This is a genomic window from Streptomyces sp. 8N114, from assembly GCF_052245835.1.
Classification (GTDB): Bacteria; Actinomycetota; Actinomycetes; order Streptomycetales; family Streptomycetaceae; genus Streptomyces.
The window spans coordinates 22,763-39,431 of record NZ_JBQQBT010000039.1; the positions used below are offsets into that span (position 1 = coordinate 22,763).

Here is a 16,669-nt window from a genome sequence, read left to right on the forward strand (position 1 = left end):
CCATTTCCACAGCAGCACTTCTCAGCCTGTGGAAAACTCATCCGGCGCTCGGCACAGCTGTGGATAAGTGCCGCCGGATCCCTGCTCACACCCTGTTCAACTCCCCCGCGAGTGCGCCCAGTCCACCGGCCCCCGGCAGAGCGGACAGACTCGGCCCGGCGCTGCCGAAAGACCGGAAAGCCGTAAAACCGGAAGAGCGAGAAACCCCGAGAACAGTATTTTTCCAAGGGTTGCAAAACGCCTAATTCGGACAAAGCGTGGCAAAGGGATATCGAATCGAGCGGCGTCCGAGGCCACCGGTAGTCTGGCGGGGTGATTGACCTTCGCCTGCTCCGTGAGGACCCCGACCGTGCGCGCGCTTCCCAGCGCGCCCGTGGAGAGGACGTCGGCCTCGTCGACGCGGTGCTCTCCGCCGACGAGCGGCGCAGGTCCTCCAGCGTCCGATTCGACGAACTCCGCTCCGAGCAGAAACAGCTCGGCAAGCTCATCCCCAAGGCCGAGGGCGAGGAGAAGGCGGAGCTGCTGCGCCGCACCGGTGAGCTGGCGAGCGCGGTGAAGGCCGCCGACGCGGAGAAGGACGAGGCCGCGGCGGAGACCCAGCGGCTGCTGCGCCAACTCAGCAATCTGGTGCATCCGGACGTCCCGGTCGGCGGCGAGGAGGACTTCACCGTCCTGGAGACCATCGGCACGCCCCGCGACTTCGCAGCCGAGGGCTTCGAGCCCAAGGACCACCTGGAGCTGGGCCAGAAGCTCGGTGCCATCGACGTCGAGCGCGGTGCCAAGGTCTCGGGTTCGCGGTTCTACTTCCTCACCGGCATCGGGGCGCTGCTGGAGCTCGCCCTGGTCAACGCGGCCGTCGCCCAGGCGACCGAGGCCGGTTTCACGGCGATGCTGACTCCCGCGCTGGTCAAACCGCAGGCCATGGACGGCACCGGCTTCCTCGGTCAGGCCGCGCAGGACGTCTACCACCTGGACAAGGACGACCTGTACCTCGTCGGCACCTCCGAGGTGCCGCTGGCGGGGTACCACATGGACGAGATCATCGAGGCCGACCGGCTGCCGATGCGCTACGCCGCCTTCTCGCCGTGCTTCCGGCGCGAGGCAGGCTCGTACGGCAAGGACACCCGCGGCATCTTCCGCGTCCACCAGTTCGACAAGGTGGAGATGTTCTCCTACGTCGCCCCGGAGGACTCCCAGGAGGAGCACCGCAGGCTGCTCCAGTGGGAGAAGCAGTGGCTGTCCTCCCTGGAGCTGCCCTTCCAGGTGATCGATGTGGCAACCGGTGACCTGGGCTCCTCGGCGGCCCGCAAGTTCGACTGCGAGGCGTGGATCCCCACCCAGGGCAAGTACCGCGAGCTGACCTCCACCTCGGACTGCACCGAGTTCCAGTCGCGCAGACTGTCGATCCGAATGCGGGACGGCAAGAGTGTCAAGCCGCTGGCGACGCTGAACGGGACGCTGTGCGCCGTACCGCGCACGATCGTGGCGCTGTTGGAGAACCACCAGCAGGAGGACGGCTCGGTGTGGGTGCCGCCGGTGCTGCGGCCGTATCTGGGCGGCCGTGAGGCGCTGGAGCCGGTCGCCAAGTGAGCGCCGCGTCCGAGGCATCCGCGTTCCCTTACCGGCTGATCGCCACCGATCTCGACGGCACGCTGCTGCGCTCCGACGACACCGTCTCGGAGCGCACCCGCGCCGCGCTGGACGCCGCCACCGCGCGGGGTGCCGCGCACATCGTCGTCACCGGCCGGGCTGTGCCGTGGACGAAGCAGATACTGGCGAACCTCGGCTACCGCGGGCTGGCGGTGTGCGCACAGGGCGCCCAGGTCTACGACGCGGGCTCCGGCCGGCTGCTGACCTCCGTCACGCTCGACAGGCGGGTCGCCGAACAGGCCCTCGCGCAGCTGGAGAAGGAGGTCGGCACGGTCGCGGTGGCCGCCTCCCGCGACGGGGTGGACGGTGAGGTGCTGGCGGGGCCCGGCTACTGCGTCCACGACGGGCCGCTGCCCTACGTCCCGTTCGACGACCGCGAGACCATCTGGCGGCAGCCGCTGAACAAGCTCTACATCCAGCACGCGCAGCTCGACGACGACGAGCTGGCGAAGGCCGCACGGGCAGCCGTCGGGGAGCTGGTCGGCGTGGTGATGGCCGGTGAGGGCATCGTGGAGCTGCTGCCGCTGGGCCTGTCCAAGGCCAAGGGACTCGCCCTGGCCGCCCGTCGGCTCAAGGTCCGCGCTGCCGAGACCATCGCGTTCGGCGACATGCCCAACGACATCCCCATGTTCGCCTGGGCCGGACGGGGCGTCGCCATGGAGAACGCCCACGAGGAGCTGCTGGCCGTCGCGGACGAGGTGACCGCCTCCAACGACGAGGACGGCATCGCGCTGGTGCTGGAGAGACTGGCCGGCTGACGGCCGGTCAGTGCGCGCCGCCCAGGAACGGCCCGGGCCCCTTCAGGCTGCGGACCATCGGGTACGTCTCGAAGTCCCGCACTCCCGACAGCCGGGCTACCGGTCCGGTCAGATACGTGTACAGCGCCGCCGTGTCCCGGCAGACGACCGCCAGGAACAGGTTCGCGGGACCTGTGGTGGCACACGCGAACGCCACCTCCCGGTGCGCGGCCAGCGCTTCCCCGGTGGCGTGCAGCTCGGCGGGCGGTACGGACAGCCACACGGCGGCCCGCAGCCCCTGGTCGAAAAGGTGCGGCCCGTAGTCGACGTCGAAGTAGAGCGCTCCGGTGGCGCGCAGTTCCGCCATGCGGCGACGCACCGTGGAGGGTGACCAGCCGATCGCCGCAGCGAGATCGGGCACCGGCGTACGGCCGTCGTACGCGAGGCGGGTGAGCAGTTTGTGGTCGTCGGCGGTGAGCCGGACCGGTTCGTCGGGCGGGGTGGGCGCGGGCGGGGCCAGCTGCGCCACCTGTGCGGGCGAGAGCATCCCGGACTTGAGGATGAGTCCCTCGGCCCCGCCGAAGAACTGGTGCAGCTGACAGTAGGCGTGTACGGCCAGCACGCGCGGCGTGCGCGGCAGTTCGCGCAGCAGCAGCGCCTCGCCGCCCTCGCGCGCCCAGTCGGCGTTCGACCGGGCCACCGCGCTGACCTCGGTGCCGCCTGCCATCAGCCCCACCCACGCGGTGTCGGTACGGCGCGCCAGCGCCTCCGCCAGCGGGACGGCGGCGTCGGGGGTGGTCGAGACGCGGATGAGCCAGACGGTGTCACCCAGCACGGCGGACTCCGTCAGGCCCAGGACGCGCATGCTGCGGCTGGCGCGCAGCCTTGCCCACCGGCGGGCGATGGTCTGGTCGGAGACACCCAGCACCTCGGCGATACGCGAGAAGGCCGCCCGGCCGTCGAGCTGGAGGGCGTGGGCGATCTGCCGGTCGAGGTCGTCCAGGGGCGGGGGCGTCCTGCGGGATCCGATGTCGGTTCGCACCACCGGGACGGTAGTCGATGTCGGATTCCACCGCCTTTGCGGCACTGAGTGGGGCATATGACGGTGCTCTCGGAGTCTGGTGGCATGGGGAACAAAGACAACCGACACAGCAAGTGGTGGCCTCTGGTCGCCCTCTCCCTCGGCGGCTTCATGCTGCTGATCGATGTGACGATCGTGAACACCGCACTGCCTCGGATGGCGACGTCACTGGACGCCTCGTTCACCTCCCTGCAGTGGGTGGTGGACATCTATGCCGTCGCACTGGCCGCGCTGCTCCTGGTGGCGGGCTCACTGGCCGATCTGCACGGCAGGCGGCGGGTGTTCGTCGGCGGTCTGGTGCTCTTCGCGCTGGCCTCGCTGGCGTGCGGGCTGGCACCGGACGCCGGGACGTTGATCGCCGCGCGGGCGGTGCAGGGCGTGGGCGCGGCGGCGGTCTTCGCGGCGAACGCCCCGCTGATCAACGCCACCTACCAGGGGCGGGACAGGGGCGTCGCGTTCGGCGTGTGGGGTGCTGTCAACGGTGCGGCGGCCGGGTGCGGACTGGCGCTGGGCGGGGTGCTGACCGAATACGTCAACTGGCGCGCCATCTTCTTCGTCAACGTACCGCTGACCGTTCTCGCCCTGTGGATCACCTTCCGCACCCTGCACGAGTCCCGCGCTGCGCAGCGGACCGGTGTGCGCGTGGACTGGGCCGGCGCCGTCCTGTTCACACTGGGCGCGGGCACGCTGACGTACGGACTGGTGCGGGGCGGCGACGCCGGGTGGAGCGACCGCCTGACAGTGGGCGCCCTGGTGGTGGCAGGGCTGGCCGGTGTCGCCTTCGTACTGGTGGAACGGGCACGGGGTGCGGCACGGACACGCGGTACGGGGGAGGCACGGGCTGTGGGGGAGGTGGGTCCGGCGCCGCTGCTGGATCTCGCGCTGCTGCGCAACCGGTCGTTCGCGGTTCTCATGGCCGCCGCGCTGCTCGCGCAGGCCGCCGCGTTCACGCACTTCGTCTACAGCGCGCTGTGGGCGCAGTCGGTGCTGGGCATGAGCCCGCTGGCCGCGGGGCTGGCCGTGCTGCCGATGGCGGGGGTCGCCTTCGCCGTCGCGAGCGTCTTCGGCGGCCGGTTGCAGCGGATGCGGCCGCAGCATCCGCTGGGTGCCGGGGTGCTGGTGATCGGCGTCGGAGTGCTGGCGCAGATGCTGGTGGCGCCGGGCTCCTCCTGGACGGCGCTGCTGCCCGGGTGCGTGCTCATCGGCATCGGGGTCGGAATGGCGCTCACCGTACTGGTCTCCGCCGCGCTGAGCGCCGTGCCGCCCGAGCGTGCGGGGGTCGCCAGCGGCGCCGTGAACACCTTCCGGCAGCTGGGCTACGCACTCGGCATCGCGGTCCTCGGCACCGTCTTCGCCTCCCGGGTGCGCGAAATACTGACCGGCCACGGCGTGCCCCGGGCGGCCGCCGAGGCAGCGGGCAGCGGACGCGCCCGGGAGGCCGGGGTACCGATGGAGCTCGTCCGCGAGGCGTTCGCAGCCGGGCTGGACCGGATCTTCGTGATCTGCGGGGTGACGGCGCTGGCGGCCGGGGTCGCGGTCCTGCTGTTCGTACGGGGGCGCGCGGCGACCGAGCAGGCGCCCGGAGACGGGCACGCGTCCGGAGACGGGCACGCGTCCGGAGACGGGCACGCGTCCGGCCGCAGCCGCGAGGGAGTGCCGGGGCGCGGGCGGACAGCGGCTGAGGGGCGCGCGCTGGACACGCGGCAGGCGGTTCACTCCTCGGCTTCGTAGGACGACGGTTCGCGGGCGGAGGTGGCCGGTGCTGTGTCGCCAGGGGTACGGGGGGAGGGGGCGGCACCGCGCTGTGCGTCGTACAGCGCGGTCACCTCGCTGAGCCGGTGCAGCAGTTCGTCGATGGCCTCAGGGGGATCGAGCACCTCTACCCAAGGGCCGAACTGGAGGAGCACGCTGACGCCGGGGAGGACGGAGAAGGCAAGGCGGGCAGTGACCCAGTCGTCCTCGTCCCGGTCCGCTGCGTCCGCACCCGGTGGCTCGGTCAGGAGGGGGCCGACGATCCGGGTGAACATGTCGAGCCGGGAGCGGTGCACCCGTACGGTCACCTGCACGTCCCTGGGCCGCTCCTCGACGCGGCGGCGCAGCGTCTGCCAGACGTCCGCGAGTTCGACCTCGCCACGTCGCCGCACCGGCTCCTCCAGCACGGTCGCGGAAGCGATCCGGTCCGCGCGGAAGAGGGCAGGGGAGCGCCGCCGGTCGGCGACCAGATACCAGACTCCCGCCTTGCTGACGAGACCGTACGGATCGACGGTGTAGGTGCGCAGCCGGCGGTCGCCGCTGTGCCGGTAGCGCAGGCGCAGCCTGCGGTCGGCGAAGACCGCCGTGTGCAGCGCGTCCAGTTCGACTGCGCGGCGGGGGCCGGGCAGCCATCGGTCGGGGTCGACCAGGATGCGGCGGCTGGTCAGTTCGGCTGCCGGACGGTGCGGTGCGGGGAGCGCAGCCATCACCTTGCGCAGGGCCGAAACCAGCGCACTGTCGAGACCGAGCGCGGAATGCACGCCCTGTGCGGTCAGTACGAACAGGGCACGGGCCTCGTCGCTGGTCAGGCCGGTCATATCGGTGCGGTAGCCGGGCAGCAGCGTGATACCGCCGTGCCGCCCGCGCTCCGCGTACACGGGCACCCCGGCGGCCGACAGCGCCTCCACGTCCCGGTAGATGGTCCGTGCGGAGACCTCGAGCTCCGCCGCCAGCTCGTCGGCGGGTACGCGGCCGCGCGTCTGGAGGAGCAGCAGGATGGCCAGCAGCCGGTCGGATTTCACCTCCCCACAGTGCCGTAAAAACCTGACGGGTTGTGTCAAGTTTTCGCGGCAGACTCTCTCCTACAGGTTGAAGCCACCGGCTCAGCCGGAGCCAGTTGCACCGCATTGAGGAGTGGACTGTGAACAGCACCCCTGAGATCCCCGACCCCCGTCCCCTGTACGCCCGCGCCACCGCCCAGTTGGCGACGCTGATCGCCGCTGTCCGGCCCGAGCAGCTGGATGGGCCGACGCCATGTTCCGAGTACGACGTACGCGACCTGCTGGGCCACCTCGTCAGCGCGAACCGCCGGATCGCGACCGTCCCCGAGGGCAGCGAGGGGAAGGGCCCCGACGTGCCCGATTGGACGGCCGACGTACCAGCCGAGCAGTGGCCGGAGCTCTACGAGGACGGCTGCAAACGCGTGATCAGCGCCTGGGAGAGCGACGAGGTCATGGACGCTGTCGTGACGGTGCCCTGGGGGCAGATGCCGGGCCGGATCGCGCTGTCGGGTTGTGTGATGGAGACCGCCGGCCACACCTGGGACCTGGCCCGGTCCATCGGCTGGACCGGCGAGCTGGACGAGGAGGTGGCCCGGTTCGCGCTGAGCACCGCACAGATGGCGTTGCCCGCCGAGGGCCGCGAGCACATGCCGTTCGGCGAGGTGCAGCAGGCCCCGGAGGGCGCCGACACCACTACCCGGCTCGCCGCCTGGCTGGGCCGGGACCCGGAGTGGCGCTCACCGGGCAGCACGGCGCACCAGTAAGCCGACACGAGGGACAGCCGGCGCAGCAGTAAGCCGCCCAAGAGACAGACCGAGCGACAGTCCGGACGAGCGACAGTCCGGACAGTGACAGGAGAGAGCAGCATGGCGGGGACGGACGGGATGCAGACGGAGGCACTGGACGCGCTGCGCGACGCGGTGCGCGGCAGTGTGCTCGTACCTGGGGACGAGGGGTACGACCAGGAGCGCGCCGGTTTCCAGACCGGGAATCCGCACCGCCCGGACGTAATCGTCGCCGCGCACATGCCTCAGGACGTCCGGACGGCGGTCGACCACGCGCAGCGGTACAGGCTGCCGCTGGCCGTGCAGGCGACCGGGCACGGGCTGGGTGCGGCGGCCAGTGAGGGCGTGCTGGTGAGTACGCGCCATATGACGGGCATCCGGATCGACGTGTCGGCGCGCACCGCGTGGATCGAGGCGGGCGTCCGGGCGCGTGATCTGGTTGCGGAGGCGGCACGGCACGGACTGGCGCCTGTCAACGGTTCGGCTCCGGGGGTCGGCGTCGTCTCGTACGCACTGGGCGGCGGCGTCGGACTGCTGGGGCGGGAGTTCGGCTACGCGGCGGACCGGGTGCGGCGGATCGATGTCGTCACGGCGGACGCGCAACTGCGCGAGGTGACAGCACACAGCGACCCCGAGCTGTTCTGGGGGCTGCGCGGGGGCGGCGGCGGTTTCGGTGTGGTGACCGGAATGGAGCTCGAACTCGTCCCGGTGGAGTGCATCTTCGGCGGACGGCTCATCTTCGACGGTGGCCAGGTCGCGGAAGAGGTGCTGCGGATCTGGCAGAAGTGGACCGAATCGGTCCCCGACGAGCTGACCTCTGCCGTGACGCTGCTGCCGATGCCCGACATACCGGCTGTTCCCGCACCTCTGCGGGGCCGCTATCTGGCTCAGGTGCACATTGCGTTCACCGGGTCGCGTGAAGAGGGCGAGCGGCTGGTCGAGCCGCTGCGCGGCATCGGCTCGCTCCTGGTGGACGAGCTGCGGGAGATGCCGTACGCCGAGTGCGCGGCGGTCTTCAGCGAGCCGGACACGCCGCACTCGTACCGCAGCACCAACGTACTGCTGGGCGCCGGCGGACTGGACGACAGCACACGGCGGTCCGTACTGGCGGCTGCCGGACCGTCCGCCGAGGCGATGTGTGTGCTGAGCGTGCGCCATCTGGGCGGTGCCTTCTCCCGTCCGCCCTCCGTGCCGAACGCGGTGGCGCACCGGGACGCGGAATATCTGCTCTATGTGCTCTCCCCGGTGTCGGACCCGGGCGAGGACGTGGTGCGTGCCCTGCACGAGCGGGTGCTGGACCCGGTGAGTGACCAGGCGCTCGGACGGAGCGCCAACTTCCTCTACGGGCCGCAGGACCGCCGCGTCGCACAGGCGGCGTACGGGGCCGAGACCGACGCGCGACTGGAGCGGCTGAAGGCGGAGTGCGATCCGCAGGGGCTGTTCCGGTTCAACCTGCGGGGCGCCGGGCGCGGTTGAACCGCCCGGGCCGCCGCCGGGACGTACGGAGCAACGGGGGGCGGGGGATGGGGGATGGGGGAGAGCGCTCCCCGTCCCCCGAAACCCGTCCCCCGAATCGCGTAACCGTACGACTGTCGAATCGTTGTACTCCTTGCGCGGAGACGACTGGAGAGCGCGGCGACGAGAGTGTGTGAAGTGGTGGTAGCCGGTTGAGAGCCGGCCCGCGGAGGACGCGGGGCGGGTGCCTAAGGGCTCCTGGAAGGGCTCTTGCCGGTAGTGCGGTACGTGGGAAGACATGAGCTGATCTCCGCTCCTGGTTCCTGGATACGGACACCTGTCGACCCCCAGGCGATCGGGGTTTCCCAGACATGTCCGAAACCAGGACCCAGGAGGGTCTCTCATGTACACCGATTCCGTCCTGCTGGAGTCGCGCAGCGCGCGCTCCGGCATGGCACACAGGGTCGAAGTCCTCGACAAAGTGAAGGCATTGGCTTTTTCCACAGGCCATGCACAGGCCACCACCCGGGATGTGGCCAACTACTTCGAAGTGCCCCTGAACACTGTGGAAAAGTTGGTCACCCGACACCGCGAAGAGCTCGTCAGCAACGGTATGACCGTTCTGAGGGGCGCTGACCTGCACCAATATCAGACCGACACGATGTCAGTCTCATCCGGGCCGGACAGTGGTTATCCACAGCGCCGCAGTGGACTCACCGTCTTCAGCCGCCGTGCCGTCCTCTACGTGGCGATGCTGCTGCGCGACAGCTTGGTCGCCCAGCGGGTCCGTACGTACCTCCTCGACGTCGAGGAGAGCGCCCGTACGCACCCCGGGGTCGAGGCGGTGCGGCAGTCGACGGAGGAGCTGCGGCAGACGGTCAGCACGCTGGCCGCCGGTTACGGGTCGCTCGACCGCAGGGTCGGCAATCTGGAGGCGGCCGGTGCCGAACTCGGTGCCGTACTGCAGGAGCTGGGTCCGGTCATCGGCCGGCTCTCGACACGGGTCGAGCGCATGGACGACCGGCTGGCCGAGACCGAACGCCGCACGGAGCGCACCGAGCAGGTGGTGTGCGCGATGAGTCAGCGGCTCGCCGACATGGGTGAGGAGATGCGGGCCATGCGAGGGGAGTTGCGCGGCGTCGTACGTGCCGTCGGCGCCGAGCCGGCTTCCCCGCCGTCGGGCACGGAAACCTAAGAGCGAACCAGTGAACTGAGGGGGTGCCTCCGGCTCGTCACACCGCGCCGGGGGTGCCCGCTGTGCCGTCCGGCGGCAGCAGCTCCACTGTGCTGAGCCTGTGCCGCAGGTGAGCCTGTTCGGCTTCGTTGCCGGCGAGTCCAAGTGCCTGGCGGTAGGCCGCCGCGGCCTCGGCGGGTCGGCCGAGCCTCTGCAGCAGGTCCGCGCGGGCCACGTGGTAGGGAAGGTAGCCGCGGAGCCGCTCCTCGTCGGCCAGTTCGTCGAGCAGGGCCAGGCTCGCTTCCGGGCCGTCACGCATGGCCACGGCCGCCGCCCGGTTCAGTGCGACGACAGGAGACGGGTCGAGCGTGAGCAACACGTCGTAGAGCGCGACGATCTGCGGCCAGTCGGTGGTCGCGAGGTCCGCCGCCTCGTCGTGCAGGGCAGCAATGGCGGCCTGCACTCCGTACGGGCCGGGCGGGCCGCCGGTCAGTGCGGCGGGCACCAGGGCAAGCCCTTCTTCGATCAGGGGCCGGTCCCAGCGGCTCCGGTCCTGGTCTTCGAGCAGGACGGGTCTCCCGTCCGGCCCGGTGCGGGCCCCGCGCCGCGCATGGACCAGCAGCATCAGGGCCAGCAGCCCAGTGACCTCCCGGTCGGCGGGCAGCAGCCGACGCAGGATCCGCGCCAGCCGGATGGCTTCCTCGGCAAGATCCGGCCGCTGGAGGTCGGGACCGGAGCTGGCCGCGTATCCCTCCGTGAAGACGGAGTACAGGACCTGAAGCACCCCCGGCAGGCGCTCGGGCAGTTCGTCGGCCCCGGGCGTCCGGAAGGGGATCCGGGCCTCACGGATCTTCTTCTTCGCCCGTACGATCCGCTGCGCCATCGTCGCAGTGGGGACAAGATAGGCCCGTGCGACCTCTGCTGTCGTCAGCCCGGCCAGGCAGCGCAGCATCAGGGCGCCGCGTGCCTCGGCGGGCAGTGCCGGGTGGGTGCAGGTGAAGAACAGCTGCAGCCGTTCGTCGGGAAGGGCGGCTGCGGCGTCCGCGGGCGGGGTGGAAGCGGCCCGGTCCGCTTCCACCTGCAGGACGGCGAGCCGGGCGGCGTAGGTGTGGTCCCGTCGCAGCCGGTCGACGGCCTTGCGGCGGGCTGTGGTCAGCAGCCAGGCGCCGGGCCTGGCCGGGACCCCCTGTGCCGGCCAGTGCACCAGCGCCGCCTCGATCGCCTCGGAGGCGACCTCCTCGGCCAGGTCCAGGTCGCCGAAACGGCGCACGAGAGAGGCCAGCAGCCGGCCGTGCTCCTCGCGGAATACCGACTCCACAGCGCTGCCGGTACCGGGTGCCTGCTCGTGCACCGCGCTCACGCTCCGAAGTCGGCGACCGGCCGCACCACGACCGAACCGCTGCCGCGCGCCCCCGGGCAGCGGGCCGCCCAGTCCAGCGCGGCGTCCAGGTCCGGCACGTCGATGACGTAGAAACCGCCGAGCACCTCGCGGGTCTCCGCGAACGGCCCGTCGACGACCGTCCGCTCGCCGTTCGGGGCGACCCGGACGGTGGTGGCGGTCACCAGGTCTGCCAGCGACTCCCCCGAGACCAAGATCCCCGCGTCCCGCACCTCCTTGTCGTAGGCCGTCCACTCCTGCACGTCGCACTCGGCGGCCCCGCCGTCGGCGTCGATCGCACCGGCGTTGATCAGAAGCATGTACTTCACAGCTGAACTCCTGTCGGTTCCCGGGTCTGTCGGTTCCCGGATCCTGTCGTCTCCATGTGCAGCGAAGCGCCGCACACCATGACGACGAACGGGTTGCGGCCGGATCGACAACCTCATCGACAACATCTCTGAGAAATTCGTCCGGGGCGAGTCCTCGGACCTCCCGAGCGGGCTGCTACTCCTCCCCCGCCAGCGTCAGCGTGCGCAGCTTCTGCCCGGCGAAAAGGGTGCCGCCTACGGTGACGACCACGATGAGCACCAGTGCCGCCGGAAGTCCCACCGAAGAGGTGACGTCCGCGCCGCTGCCCACCACCTTCTCGGCGAGTGCGAGAGCCCACTGCTGCACGCTGAGCGTCTTGGCACCCGGCACCAGACTGCCGATGAGCGCCTCCCAGATCAGCGCGTACACCAGGCCGATGACGACGGCGTGCCTGCTGACCGTCCCCAGCAGCAGGAACAGCGCACTGTAGGCGACGGAGGCGACCGCCGCGGCAAGCGCGTAGGCGACGGCGATCTGCTGGCTGTTGCCGTTCAGGACGAAGCCCGCGACGAGTACCGGTACGGCCGAGAAGACGGCGGTCGTGCCGGTGGCGACGAGCAGTTTGGTGACGATGACGGAGGTGCGTGAAACCGGCTTGGAGAGCAGATAGACGACCGAGCCGTCGTCGATCTCCGGTCCGATCGCACCCGTTCCGGCGATCACGCCGATCAGCGGCACCAGTGTGGCGAGCGCGAATCCGCCCAGCAGTTGGCTGGTGACCGCGTCGTCGGCGCCGTTCATGGCGCGTACGGCGGCCGCCACGACGAGCAGCAGTGCCGGGAGCGCGCACAGGATGAGCGCGCGGCGGCGACCGAGGAGTGCACGATAGGTGAGCCGCGCGACCGTCGGGTTGTACATCTGGTCAGCTCCTTTCCGCCGCTCAGGCCGCGACGAGGTACGAGAAGACGCTCTCCAGGGACTCATCGGAGGGCGAGACGGTGTAGAGCCGGATGCCGTGCTCCCGTGCGACGCGGGGCAGCAGCGTGGTGAAGCGGGTGAAGTCGACGGCCTGGATGCGCAGCGCGTTCTCGGCCTTGTCCACCTCGATGCCCGCCGTGGAAGCGTCCGCGATGAGCGCCGCCGCCAGCCGCCGGTCGTCGCTGGAGCGCACCAGATAGCGGTGCGGACGGTCGGTCATCAGGCGGCGGATCTTGCGGAAGTCGCCGCTGGCGGCGTGCCGTCCGGCGACGATGACCTCGATGTGGGAGGCGAGCTGTTCGACCTCCTCCAGTATGTGCGAGGAGAACAGCACGGTGCGGCCCTCGTCGCCCATCCTGCGCAGCAGTTCCATCAGGTGCATGCGCTGGCGCGGGTCCATCCCGTTGAACGGCTCGTCCAGCAGCAGCACCGAGGGCTGGTGCACCAGTGCGGAGGCCATTTTCACCCGCTGTCGCATGCCCTTGGAGTAGGTGGAGATACGGCGGTCCTGCGCGTACTCCATCTCGACCGTCGCCAGCGCCTCGGCGGCCGCGGCGCGCGGGTCGGGCAGGCCGTGCAGTTCGGCGTTGGCCAGTACGAACTCGTGGCCCGTGAGGAAGTCGTACATCCCCTCGCGCTCGGGCACCAGGCCGATGTGGCGGTAGGAGTCCTCGTTGCGCCAGATCGGCGCTGCGGTCGCCGTCCTGCCGTCGGGGCCGGGGGAGGGCTCCAGGGTGACGCTGCCGTTGGAGGGCGCCAGAAAGCCGCCCATCATATGGATGAGTGTGGACTTGCCGGCGCCGTTGGGGCCGAGGAGGCCGGTGACACCGGGGCCGATGTCCATGGTGATGTCGTTGACCGCGACGACGTTTCCGAACCAGCGGGAGACACGGTCGATGTGAAGAGTGCTCATGGGCGCAGCCCATTCCTTCGAAGGGTGGTGGCGGGTGACGGGCGGCTCACAGTCCGGCCTTTCGGTAGCGGCGCAGCAGGAGGGCGTAGAAGCAGGCGACCAGCGCCACGAAGACGACGAGGTAGACGGCGCCTTGGGTGCCGGTGAGGGTCTGCGCGTCCGGGAATCCGGAGCGGCCGTCGAGGAACCTGCTCTGGATGCCGTCCAGCAGCGTGCCGGGCGAGCCCAGCCCGAGCCAGCCGATGGCGCTGCCGTTGTCGGAGGTGAGGGCGATGCCCTGGAGCGCGGTGATCAGGAAGTACGGCACCGTGATCGCCACGATGATCGCGGCGACGCCGAAGCCGCGGCGCGGAGTCAGTGCCGCGATCCAGGCGGCGATGGCGGCGTGCAGCAGGGCGAACAGTGCGCAGAAGACGAGCCCTTGGGCGGCTCCCTTGGTCTGGTCGGAGAAGTCGAGCTTCACCAGCAGGGCGCCGACGTACATGATCAGTACGGGTACTGCCGTGAACAGGAAAAGCGCTGCCGAGAGGGCCGCGTATTTGGCGGCCACGTAGTCGCTGCGCTCCATGGGGCGCGAAAAGTACAGCGGTGTCGTCTTGAAGCGCAGGTCCATGGAGATGGCCTGCGGTGCGGCGGCGGCCAGGTAGATGCCCAGCAGGGGCTGCATCAGCAGCACGTACTCCGCGTAACCGGCCTCCAGCTCCTTGCTCTTGGTGAGGGCCGCGACTGCCACCAGGATGGCGGCCGGTACGCACACCGCGGCGAACAGCAGCATCGGCAGGACCTTGGACTTGGCCGAGCGGCCCAGCCCGTAGGAGCCGCGCAGCGACTGGGTGAACAGGGCGCGCCGCGCGTAGGAGCGGCCCAGCCGGGGGCCCTCGTAGCCGCGGTAGCCGATGTTGTGGATGACGTCCTGGCCGCGTTCGGCGGTGGCCGCCCGGCCGTGCGCGGGGGCGGTGGGCTGCGCGGTGGTGGGGTGCCCAGTGGTGGGGTGCCCTGGGGTGCGGTCAGGCGACATCGCCGGCGCTCCTTTCCGTGAAGACCTCGGAGATCTGGTGCCTGCGCTCTTCCATGCGGACCAGGCCCAGGCCGAGATCCGCCGCGGTGTCCCGCACGGTGTCGAAGACCGATTCGTCAGCGCCTTCGGACTCGCCGCCGATGTCGAGGGTGACCAGGTGCCCGGCGCCGGGTGCCAGGGCGCTGTCGGGCGCTGGCTCGTGCGGGTCCAGGCCCGCCTTCCGGAGGGCGGTGCGCAGGGCCGCGGTGCCGTCGGGGTGCTCGTCGGTGTCGGTGACCTCGACGGCCAGCACGGCGGTGCGCTGCGTGAAGTCCGCGGTGGAGGAGGAGCGCAGCAGCTTGCCGCCGTCGATGACGACGATGTGGTCGCTGGTGCGTTCCAACTCGCCCAGCAGGTGCGAGGTGACCAGCACGGAGATGCCGAAGTCGGTGTGTACGCGGCGGATCAGGCCGAGCATTTCGTCTCGGCCGACCGGATCGAGTCCGTTGGTCGGCTCGTCGAGGAGGACGAGCCGCGGATCGTGCACCAGGGCCTGTGCGAGCTTGACCCGCTGTTTCATGCCCGTCGAGTAGCCGCCCATGGGCCGGTAGCGCTCCTCGTACAGGCCGACGTGGCGCAGGGTGTCGGCGGTGCGCTCCCGGGCTGCCGTGGCGGGCAGCCCCGACATTCGTGCCATGTGGACGACGAACTCGGTGGCGGACACGTCCGGGGGCAGACAGTCGTGCTCGGGCATGTACCCCACCCGCTCCCGGATCGCGCCGCCCTGAGTGGCCACGTCCATGCCGAGCACGGAGGCGGTGCCTTCGGTGGCGGGGGACAGCCCGAGCAGGATCTTGATGAGAGTGGACTTTCCGGCCCCGTTGGCGCCCACCAGACCGGTGACGCCCGGCTCTATGCCGACGGTCAGCCGGTCCAGTGCGGTCACCCGCGGGAACCGCTTGCTGAGGCTTTCGATCGCGATCACAGTCACGCTTCGACGCTAGGAGCGAATCGTCGCGTCCGCGTCAGACGCGGCGTTGGTTTCCGCGCCGATTCCGTACCTCTCAGGTGCTTGGGCCCGTCCCTCTCAGGTCGGAGAGCCCCGTAGGGGACCGACCCCGAAGATCGTTTCCGGAGTTATCCACAGGCTTGGCGGGCCCCTTGACCCCGCCACGGACCGATGTCACATTCATCAGTGTCAAGTTGCTCACGCACCGGAACGGCGCAGCAACGGATCGCATGGGTATCGGAGCCCGCCGACGTGCGGGTGCGCGGACGTGGGGATGCGCGGACGTGGGGATGCGCGGACGTGCAGACGTGCTGATGCGCCGACGCGCCGACGACACCGACCGGCGGCACCGAGGAGATGGAAGCCCCGACCGCTCCGGCCGCACCACCGACGACCACCGACGACCACCGACACCAACCGATAACAACGGCACCGACGACCAAGATCGAGGATCACCACGGACGGAAGGCTGGACATGCGCGCGGCGACGATCGGTTATTCCTCCGCTGACCTGCGGGGTTTCAGAGAAGTACAGCAACTGGCCTACGCCTGCGCGGAGTCGGTGGCCGCCCGGCTGAAGCCGGGGGTGACCGAGCGGGAGGCCGCACGGATGCAGCGTGAGTGGCTGCGCGAACGCGGGGTGCGGGACTGGTTCCATCTGCCCTTCGCCTGGTTCGGGGATCGCACGGCGTTCACCGGCTTCAAGGTCCCGCTCCAGTTCTTCCCCACCAACCGGGAGCTGGAGCCGGGCATGCCCTTCATCCTCGACATGGCACCGATCCGGGACGGCTACACCTCCGACATCGGCTACTCCGGCTGCCTCGGCCCCAACCCGGTGCACGAACGGCTGATGGCGGACCTGCGGGCGCACCGTGAGCTGATCCTCACCGGCGTGCGGGAGCGGCGCTCGCTGCTGCGGATATACGAAGACGTGGAGCGGCTGATGGTCGAGCAGGGGTATGCGAACCGGCACCGTGCCTATCCCTTCGGCGTCATCGCGCACAAGGTCGACCGCGTCCCGGACCGCCGCTGGTCGCCCACCGTCCTCGGCTTCGGCACCAACGCGCTGCGCGGGCTGGCGCGGGACGCGCTGCACGGGCACCGGGACGGCTGGTCACCGCTGTGGAGTCCGTACCGCTTCTCGGACCACCCGCCGCAGCCGGGGCTGTGGGCGGTCGAGCCGCATCTGGGATTCCGCGGCACAGGCGCGAAGTTCGAGGAGATTCTGGTCGTCACCGATTCCCGGGATCCCGAGGAGAGCGCGTTCTGGCTGGACGACGATCTGCCGCATGTGCGGCGCTGGCAGGAGGAGGCACAGGCGGTAGTGCGACACGAAGTCGCTCCCTATGAGCGGACGGTCTGAAAGGAGAAAGGAAGAGTCGGACCGTCCCGGATCAGTGTCCAGATCCGTCCCCACGCTCGCATGCGTCGCTGGCAACGGCGGTGTGTG

General features: G+C 70.4%; 15 protein-coding genes. 7 read left to right on the forward strand and 8 right to left on the reverse strand.

Features of this window, described 5'->3' with window-relative positions:
• The first annotated feature begins 312 nt into the window (after positions 1-312).
• Both serS and ACTWQF_RS35500 read left to right on the forward strand, forming a co-directional pair.
• Complete coding sequence (gene serS, locus ACTWQF_RS35495) at positions 313-1,590, forward strand: serine--tRNA ligase (protein WP_443283892.1); 1,278 nt, start codon at positions 313-315, stop codon at positions 1,588-1,590.
• Positions 1,587-2,408: an HAD family hydrolase gene (locus ACTWQF_RS35500; RefSeq protein ID WP_443283893.1), complete on the forward strand. Its 822-nt coding sequence runs from the start codon at positions 1,587-1,589 to the stop codon at positions 2,406-2,408. The genes serS and ACTWQF_RS35500 overlap by 4 nt, the downstream gene beginning before the upstream one ends.
• 7 nt (positions 2,409-2,415) lie before the next feature.
• Here the strand turns inward: ACTWQF_RS35500 and ACTWQF_RS35505 are convergent, their stop codons facing one another.
• Positions 2,416-3,429, reverse strand: coding sequence for an Lrp/AsnC family transcriptional regulator (locus tag ACTWQF_RS35505; RefSeq protein ID WP_443283894.1), 1,014 nt, complete (start codon positions 3,427-3,429; stop codon positions 2,416-2,418).
• Between the two features lie 84 nt (positions 3,430-3,513).
• Here ACTWQF_RS35505 and ACTWQF_RS35510 point away from each other — a divergent pair, with 84 nt between their 5' ends.
• The gene (locus tag ACTWQF_RS35510) at positions 3,514-5,199 is read left to right on the forward strand and encodes an MFS transporter (RefSeq protein WP_443283895.1); all 1,686 of its coding nucleotides are present in this window, start codon (positions 3,514-3,516) and stop codon (positions 5,197-5,199) included.
• Here the strand turns inward: ACTWQF_RS35510 and ACTWQF_RS35515 are convergent.
• Positions 5,181-6,242, reverse strand: coding sequence for a helix-turn-helix transcriptional regulator (locus ACTWQF_RS35515; RefSeq protein ID WP_443283896.1), 1,062 nt, complete (start codon positions 6,240-6,242; stop codon positions 5,181-5,183). The two genes, ACTWQF_RS35510 and ACTWQF_RS35515, sit on opposite strands and share 19 nt — an antisense overlap.
• Positions 6,243-6,361: 119 nt before the next feature.
• On the opposite strand from ACTWQF_RS35515, the gene ACTWQF_RS35520 reads away from it, so the two are divergent.
• The 3 genes from ACTWQF_RS35520 to ACTWQF_RS35530 all read left to right on the forward strand — a co-directional run bounded on the left by ACTWQF_RS35520 (position 6,362) and on the right by ACTWQF_RS35530 (position 9,656).
• Positions 6,362-6,985, forward strand: a complete 624-nt coding sequence (locus tag ACTWQF_RS35520) for a TIGR03086 family metal-binding protein (RefSeq protein ID WP_443283897.1) — start codon at positions 6,362-6,364, stop codon at positions 6,983-6,985.
• 102 nt (positions 6,986-7,087) lie between these two features.
• Positions 7,088-8,482, forward strand: coding sequence for an FAD-binding oxidoreductase (locus tag ACTWQF_RS35525; protein WP_443283898.1), 1,395 nt, complete (start codon positions 7,088-7,090; stop codon positions 8,480-8,482).
• A 382-nt stretch (positions 8,483-8,864) separates the two neighbouring features.
• Positions 8,865-9,656 carry a hypothetical protein gene (locus ACTWQF_RS35530; RefSeq protein ID WP_443283899.1) on the forward strand — a complete coding sequence of 264 codons (792 nt, stop codon included), beginning with the start codon at positions 8,865-8,867 and terminating at the stop codon, positions 9,654-9,656.
• A 37-nt stretch (positions 9,657-9,693) separates the two neighbouring features.
• On the opposite strand, the gene ACTWQF_RS35535 is transcribed toward ACTWQF_RS35530, so the two are convergent.
• From ACTWQF_RS35535 to ACTWQF_RS35560, 6 genes are all read right to left on the reverse strand, one after another.
• Positions 9,694-10,995 (reverse strand): RNA polymerase sigma factor, encoded by a 1,302-nt coding sequence (locus ACTWQF_RS35535; protein ID WP_443283900.1) that lies wholly within the window; start codon positions 10,993-10,995, stop codon positions 9,694-9,696.
• Positions 10,992-11,342: a YciI family protein gene (locus ACTWQF_RS35540; protein ID WP_443283901.1), complete on the reverse strand. Its 351-nt coding sequence runs from the start codon at positions 11,340-11,342 to the stop codon at positions 10,992-10,994. Before ACTWQF_RS35540 ends, ACTWQF_RS35535 begins: the two co-directional genes overlap by 4 nt.
• A gap of 175 nt (positions 11,343-11,517) precedes the next feature.
• Positions 11,518-12,240 (reverse strand): ABC transporter permease subunit, encoded by a 723-nt coding sequence (locus ACTWQF_RS35545; protein WP_443283902.1) that lies wholly within the window; start codon positions 12,238-12,240, stop codon positions 11,518-11,520.
• A gap of 22 nt (positions 12,241-12,262) precedes the next feature.
• Positions 12,263-13,213, reverse strand: coding sequence for an ABC transporter ATP-binding protein (locus ACTWQF_RS35550; protein WP_443283903.1), 951 nt, complete (start codon positions 13,211-13,213; stop codon positions 12,263-12,265).
• Between the two features lie 46 nt (positions 13,214-13,259).
• The gene (locus ACTWQF_RS35555; protein WP_443283904.1) at positions 13,260-14,231 is read right to left on the reverse strand and encodes an ABC transporter permease subunit; all 972 of its coding nucleotides are present in this window, start codon (positions 14,229-14,231) and stop codon (positions 13,260-13,262) included.
• The gene (locus tag ACTWQF_RS35560) at positions 14,221-15,195 is read right to left on the reverse strand and encodes an ABC transporter ATP-binding protein (RefSeq protein WP_443283907.1); all 975 of its coding nucleotides are present in this window, start codon (positions 15,193-15,195) and stop codon (positions 14,221-14,223) included. The genes ACTWQF_RS35555 and ACTWQF_RS35560 overlap by 11 nt, the downstream gene beginning before the upstream one ends.
• A gap of 499 nt (positions 15,196-15,694) precedes the next feature.
• On the opposite strand from ACTWQF_RS35560, the gene ACTWQF_RS35565 reads away from it, so the two are divergent.
• On the forward strand, positions 15,695-16,582 hold the full coding sequence (locus ACTWQF_RS35565; protein ID WP_443283905.1) for a M24 family metallopeptidase: 888 nt from the start codon (positions 15,695-15,697) through the stop codon (positions 16,580-16,582).
• Positions 16,583-16,669 lie beyond the last annotated feature (87 nt).

What these genes read in the sequence shown, in the direction of transcription:
- ACTWQF_RS35510 (WP_443283895.1), top strand. Translation starts at nt 3,514, where the DNA reads ATGGGGAACAAAGACAACCGACACAGCAAGTGGTGGCCTCTGGTCGCC.
- ACTWQF_RS35525 (WP_443283898.1), top strand. Translation starts at nt 7,088, where the DNA reads ATGGCGGGGACGGACGGGATGCAGACGGAGGCACTGGACGCGCTGCGC.
- ACTWQF_RS35530 (WP_443283899.1), top strand. Translation starts at nt 8,865, where the DNA reads ATGTACACCGATTCCGTCCTGCTGGAGTCGCGCAGCGCGCGCTCCGGC.
- ACTWQF_RS35545 (WP_443283902.1), bottom strand. Translation starts at nt 12,240, where the DNA reads ATGTACAACCCGACGGTCGCGCGGCTCACCTATCGTGCACTCCTCGGT.
- ACTWQF_RS35550 (WP_443283903.1), bottom strand. Translation starts at nt 13,213, where the DNA reads ATGAGCACTCTTCACATCGACCGTGTCTCCCGCTGGTTCGGAAACGTC.
- ACTWQF_RS35555 (WP_443283904.1), bottom strand. Translation starts at nt 14,231, where the DNA reads ATGTCGCCTGACCGCACCCCAGGGCACCCCACCACTGGGCACCCCACC.
- ACTWQF_RS35565 (WP_443283905.1), top strand. Translation starts at nt 15,695, where the DNA reads ATGCGCGCGGCGACGATCGGTTATTCCTCCGCTGACCTGCGGGGTTTC.